3 protein-coding genes are annotated in these 6587 nt (G+C 31.9%); all 3 read left to right on the top strand.

Annotated elements, in window-relative coordinates; all coding sequences use genetic code 11:
• On the top strand, positions 1-2413 hold a 2413-nt coding region (locus ACWIUX_RS01760; RefSeq protein ID WP_448589004.1), incomplete at its 5' end, for an SbcC/MukB-like Walker B domain-containing protein.
• Positions 2403-4817, top strand: coding sequence for a DUF3656 domain-containing U32 family peptidase (locus tag ACWIUX_RS01755; RefSeq protein WP_448589003.1), 2415 nt, complete (start codon positions 2403-2405; stop codon positions 4815-4817). The genes ACWIUX_RS01760 and ACWIUX_RS01755, both read left to right, overlap by 11 nt.
• 279 nt (positions 4818-5096) lie before the next feature.
• Positions 5097-6575: a polyphosphate:AMP phosphotransferase gene (gene pap, locus ACWIUX_RS01750; RefSeq protein ID WP_448589002.1), complete on the top strand. Its 1479-nt coding sequence runs from the start codon at positions 5097-5099 to the stop codon at positions 6573-6575.
• Positions 6576-6587 lie beyond the last annotated feature (12 nt).

The following is a 6587-nucleotide window of genomic DNA, read 5'->3' as shown; positions in this document are numbered from 1 at the left end:
AAACAATATCCTCCCAGAGATAAAAACTGATATAGAGATGATAAAAAATTTTAAAAAGAGAATTCTTGAAATAGAAGATGAACTGCAAGATTTAAACAAAAAAAGTGAAGAGATAGCTATTGAGATAAATGCTGATTTAAGTGAACTAAATAAACAAAAAATAGAAATAGAACGTCTATCTTCAGAGAAAGAATTGCTTGAAAAAGAGATTGAAAACGTATTAGCAAACAAAAGCGTTGATGAAATAAAGATTGAATTAGAAAAAGCAAGGTCAGATCAGATTTATCTTGAAGGGTGTAAGTCAATAAAGAATGAGGTTGAAAAACTTGAAATCGAAATAAAGAATGAGGTTGAAAAACTTGAATCTCTCAAATTAGAAAAAGAAAACTTAGAGAAAGAAAGAAAACAAAAAGAAGAAGAAAAAAGACTTACTGAAGAATTTTTAAACCAAAACAAGAAAAAATACGATGAATTTAGCCTCTTAAAAAGCTTTGAAAGAGTGAGGGAGCTTTTAAAAGAGGGAGAACCCTGCCCTGTGTGCGGTTCAATTCACCACCCTTATAGACAAAAAGAAGACGCTTTAATTGATAACGTTTTAGTTGAGGAATATAACAACAGGGCAGAGTATCTAGAAACCCTTAAATCTAGTATAGCTGAAACTAACATAAAAATTATAAAATTAGAAGGTGAAATTAAAAATAGCTATGATAAAAAAGAAAGACTTGAAAAGGAAAAACTTAATCTACATGCCAAAATCAGAAACAACGAAACTAAATTGGGCTATAAAATAGACATTAATTGTCTAGAAACCGAGATAGAAAAAAATGAAAATAGCAAAAAGAAATTAGAAGAGATAGTCAAGAGGTATGAATCACATGAATACAATTTAAATAAACTAAAAGAAAAACGTATGAATTTACAAGAAAGCTTAAACAAGCTAAATGAAGCTTACAATGCGAAAAAACATAAAGATGAAAGTATTTCAGCAGAAATTTTAAAACTCTCATCTGAAAGGGATCAGCTGCTCAAAAAGATTGATTTTCTAGAAGAAAAAATTTTGAATACGTTAGGGGATTATGGCATTAAAGAAAGTATTAAAGAAATTAGTTTAAAAGAATTAGATATTCTTTATTTAAAACTTAAAACAAAATCTGAAGAATTTATAGAAAGAAAAAATTCTCTTGAAAAGCTACAAATAGAGAGAATAAACAAAATTGAGGTTTTAAATAAAGCGCAAGAAGACGCTAGCAAAATACAGGAAAAAATAAAAGAATATAGGGATCAAATTGATAAAATCAACAGAAATATTACAACCCTAAAGTTAAAAAGATTTGAAAAATTTAGAGACGATGACCCAGATGAATGTATAGAGAGAATAAACTCTGAGATAAAAAAACTAATTGAAGAAAATGAGGATAAAAAGAACAGCCTCAACGATATTAATGGAAAAATAGCCTTCTTAAGAGGCGAGATTGAAAATCTTAAACGGGAAAAAGGCGCAATAGAAGAGGATTTCAAACTTAAAAAAGATGAATTTGAAAATCTCTTAAGAGAGAACAATTTTATATCTACAATAGACTTTGAGGAATCGCTTTCCTTTGTGAATGAGATCGATGCTATTTCAAAAAAAATTAGTGATTTAGAGAAAGAAAGGGAATTAATTATTTCAAAAATAGAAGAAAGAAAAAGGGAATTAGAAGTATTGAAGATACATCTCAAAGAAAGTGCCGTCGATCTTGATCAAATTATGCATGAAATGGATGATATTAATTCTAAATTAAAGGATATTAGGCTAAAAATGGGAGAAATAAAACAAAAATTATCTGTAAACGATGAAAAAAAGGAAGTATATAAGGACTTGATGGAAAAAATCAAATTAAAAGAAATGGAATTTAACAGGTATAATACATTATACGATCTTATAGGTTCATCCGATGGCAAAAAATTCAGGAGTTTTGCACAAGAAATAACCTTTGATAGTTTGATAAAACATGCAAATAAACATTTGAAAAGAATAACTGACAGATATATCTTAACAAGAGACAAAAATGAGAGACTTTCTTTCTCTGTAATCGATAACTATCAGGCGGGTGAAATAAGAAGCATAAAGAATTTATCAGGCGGAGAAAGCTTTATAATTAGCCTTGCTCTAGCACTTGGTCTTTCTTCTATGTCAAGCAAGAACGTTAGAGTAGACTCCTTGTTCCTTGATGAAGGCTTTGGCACACTAGACGAAGAAACACTAGAAACCGCACTCGATGCAATATCTAATCTAAAGCAGGAAAATAAGATAATAGGTATAATATCCCACCTTACATACATACAGGAGAGAATTGAAACCCGTATAAGGCTTATACCAAAACCAGGCGGAAAGAGCATTATTGTAGGTCCAGGAGTAAAGCGTGTCAGCTGAAAGGGATATTTTAATTCCAGAACTGTTGTCCCCAGCAGGTGATTTTGAAACCTTAAGAGCTGCAATATTCGCTGGAGCTGATGCAGTTTATTTTGGTGCAAAAAACTTTAGCGCAAGAAAGGGTGCAAAAAACTTTAGCGCTGAAGAAATTGAAGAAGCTATTCAATTTGCGCACGAAAGGAACGCAAAATGCTATATTACAGTGAATACATTAATAAAAGACAGTGAAATCTCTGAATGCATGCAATTGATTGAAAAGTTATACAGCTTAAAAGTAGATGCAATAATTGTCCAAGACTTTGGTTTAATATATCAGATTAGAAAAGAATTTCCAAATTTAGAAATTCATGCAAGCACACAAACTACTACTACTTCGTTACAGGGTGTAAAATTTCTAAAGGATTTAGGAGTTGCAAGGGTAATACTAGCAAGAGAGCTTTCAATGCTTGAGATTTCAGAAATTGCCAAAATAATAGATACAGAAATATTTGTCCATGGGGCTCTGTGCTACTCGTATTCAGGACAGTGTTTAATGAGCAGCCTGATAGGCGCAAGATCTGGGAACAGAGGCAGGTGCGCACAACCGTGTAGAATAGAATATTGTCTTGTAAATGACTCAGGAATACTTGAAAAAGGACATCTTCTTTCTATGAAAGACCTGTGCCTTTATCCAGTGCTAGGAGATGTTGTGAAAACGAAAATAAAATCTCTAAAGATAGAGGGCAGACTAAAATCAAGAACATATGTAGCAAATGTTACTCGAATATACAGAAAAGCCTTAGATATCATTAAAGAACTATATTTATCTGATAAAAAACAGGAATTTGAACCTTCAAAGAGCGATTTGGAAGACCTGGCAGAATGTTTTAATAGAACTTTTACCACCTACAACATAAACGCACCCGTACATCTAAGAAAGAATTCCCAGATAAAGCTAATAAAGAATAAAGAAAACACATTTATGGACAGTTCAAGACCTAACAATAGGGGCTTGTATATAGGGAGGATAGCTAACTCAAAAAACGATTTATACTTTGAACCTATAAGAGAATGTAAAGAAAATGACTGTTTTGTAGTATTTTCTTCCAGGGGTAATATAACCCTTGAATCAAATGACTTTTACATAAGAGACAACAAAGTCTTTATATCAAACAACCAAATAAAATCACAGATACGCGAAAATGATAGAGTTTTTAGGGTAAGATGTAGCATGCTAGAGGAAAGAGCTAATGAAATATTTAGACATTCAATAAAGAGATATCCCGTAGAGGTTTGCATAAAATTAAAACCAAATGAATTAACAGTAGAAACAAATAACAAGAAAGAAAAATTTATTAAAAGAATAGAGTTGCAAATTGCCAAAAAACACCCAACTACTGAAAAACTGCTATCCGAGAAGTTAAATACGACAGACCATCCTTTTTCTTTTGATATTAAGCTTGAAAACAATGAAAATTTAATGTTGCCATTAGGTTACATAAAAGAGATAAAAAAATTCCTTTTAAAACGAGAAGAAAAGGAAGAAATAAAGAAGGACAAGTTTGATATAGAAAGGTTAATTGCCAATAAGCCAAAACGTGTAAAAATTATTTCTGATTATATTTTTAGACTATCTTCGATAGAGGACTTGGAAATAGCATTAGAAAATGGGGCAAAAACTATTCTATTTGGTCCAGAAGGATACAAAGAAAAGTTTCATTACTCACCAGAAATCTTTAAACAGGCAAAAAGGATGATTGAACAATCAAATGGACAAATGATAATTTCAACGCCAAGGATTATAAGAAAAGAATTTGATTTTATAGCTGAAATTATAAAAAAACAAGAAGATCCAACAATACTAGTAGCAAACAGTGCTATGCTTAGCTTTGTTCTCTCTGAAGGCATAAGCTTTGTAGTAGATCACTCCTTAAATACCTTTAATTCTCTTACAGTAAAACTGTTTCAGGAGTTGGGAGCCTCAATGATCCACGTTTCAAATGAATTAAACCTTAGAGAAATTTCAGATTTAAGAAGCAATATTCCTCTTGAAATTACTGCATATGGCAATTTAGAAATGATGGTTTCAGAAGGATGTGTTTTATACTCAAAAAGTAAGTGCTCAGATTTGTGTGAAAGTAGAGATTTTTATCTTAAGGATTGTAAGGTAAAACATCCTATCTTTATCGACGAAAGTTGCAGAACCCACATATTAAACGCTCATACGCAGAACTTGATTAATGAAAGAGATATGCTTTTAAATATGAATTTAAAGCTTAGAATTGATCTAAGAGCAGTAAAAAGAGGTCTTATTTCAAAAATTGTTAACGCATTTTTGAATAACACTAAAGGAAACGAAGTTTTTAATATTAAGATGGATGAAAAAGGGTTTACAAAGGGACATATTTTTAGAGGAGTAGAATAGATGAGAATTTCCATTTTGGATATTTCGCGAGCAGGATACTATGAAGAACGTTCACAAGCAGGATGCTTGTGTTCTATGGGTATAACAGATGAGACTCTCTTTTTGGCAGATTTTGATTAGGTTTGCCTGGTCGATATTACTGCCTCTGTTAGTATATTTTTTGCTGGGAGTGGTATTATATTTTCTGTATACCAACGTGTGCACCTTTCTTCACCTCTAGTTTTTCACTTTTCACTTTAAGAAATTAATTATAAAAATTCTTAACTAGGAGAGAACACAATGTTAGAAAAAATCGATTTGAATAAGTTTATGGAAAAAGAGGATTACAAAAAAGGGTTTGACAGCCTCAGTATAGAATTAGGAGCACTTCAAAGAGAAGCCCGAGATTTAAAATTGCCAATAATTGTGCTTTTTGAAGGTTTTGAAGCCGCTGGCAAGGGAACGCTTATAAACAAATTATTGCTTCCACTCGACCCAAGGGGTTATGACGTAATAAAAAGGTTTGAATGTCCGTCTGAAACCGATAACAGACCATATTTTTACAAATTTTGGAAAACTATTCCAAAAAGGGGAGATATAAGTATAGTAAATGAAAGTTGGTATAAAGCTTTGTTGGCAGATAAAGTTTTAAAAAGGACATCGTCTGATGAAGTAGAATACCTTTTAGATGAGACAGTATCCTTTGAAAGTCAACTCGTAGCTGATGGTTATTTAATAGTAAAATTTTTCTTGTATATTTCTAAAGAAGAACAAAATAACAGAATAAAAAAATTGGAAAAAAACAAAGACGAGTCTTGGAGAGTAACCGATGAAGTTCTTAAACTGCACAAAAAATATGAAAAGTTCCTTGATGCAGCTGAAATAGTTTTTGAAAAAACTGATACTGCCTTCGCACCATGGACAATAATTGAAGCTACAGATAAACACTACGCAACAGTTAAAATCTTTAAATCTCTTATTGAAGCAATAAAATTTAAAATTGAAACAGTTAAAAGTGGAAGAAGAGAGCCTATTTTATTTGAAAGCTTTTATCCAACAAATAACTCAAGTGCTCTTTCTAATATAGATCTGAATAAATCTTTAACTTACGAGGAATACATTGCAAAGCTTCACCCCCTTCAAAAGGAAATTCATGATCTTCAATTTAGACTATGGAAGGAAGGAGTTCCTGTAATTGTTGCCTTTGAAGGTTGGGATGCAGCAGGTAAAGGAGGAAGTATAAAAAGACTTACTGAAGCAATGGATCCAAGAGGTTATACGGTGGTGCCAATAGGCGCTCCAAACGATTACGAATTAGCGCACCATTATTTATGGAGATTCTGGCAAAATGTTCCAGAGAAAGGCAATATAACCATATTTGATAGAACATGGTATGGCAGGGTATTGGTTGAAAGGGTAGAAAAACTTTGTAGCGATTTTGATTGGCAAAGAGCTTATAGTGAAATAAAACAAATGGAGAAACAATTTACTAATTTTGGTATAATTTTGCTAAAGTTTTGGCTTCATATAGATAAACAAACCCAACTAGAAAGATTCGAAGAAAGAGAAAAAAACCCCTTTAAACACTGGAAAATAACTGAGGATGACTGGAGAAATAGGAGCAAGTGGGATGACTATCTCCCCGCTGTAGAAGAAATGCTCATTAGAACAAGTACAAAAGAATCCCCCTGGAATATAATAGAAGCAAATGACAAGCACTTTGCTAGAATAAAGGTCCTAGAAACCTTTCTTATCAAGGTAAAAGAAGGCTTAAAATAAATATCTTAACTT

It is taken from the genome of Thermodesulfobium sp., from assembly GCF_053498235.1.
The sequence above is the reverse complement of the archived record's forward strand: the minus strand, read 5'-3'. Positions and strand labels throughout refer to the sequence as shown.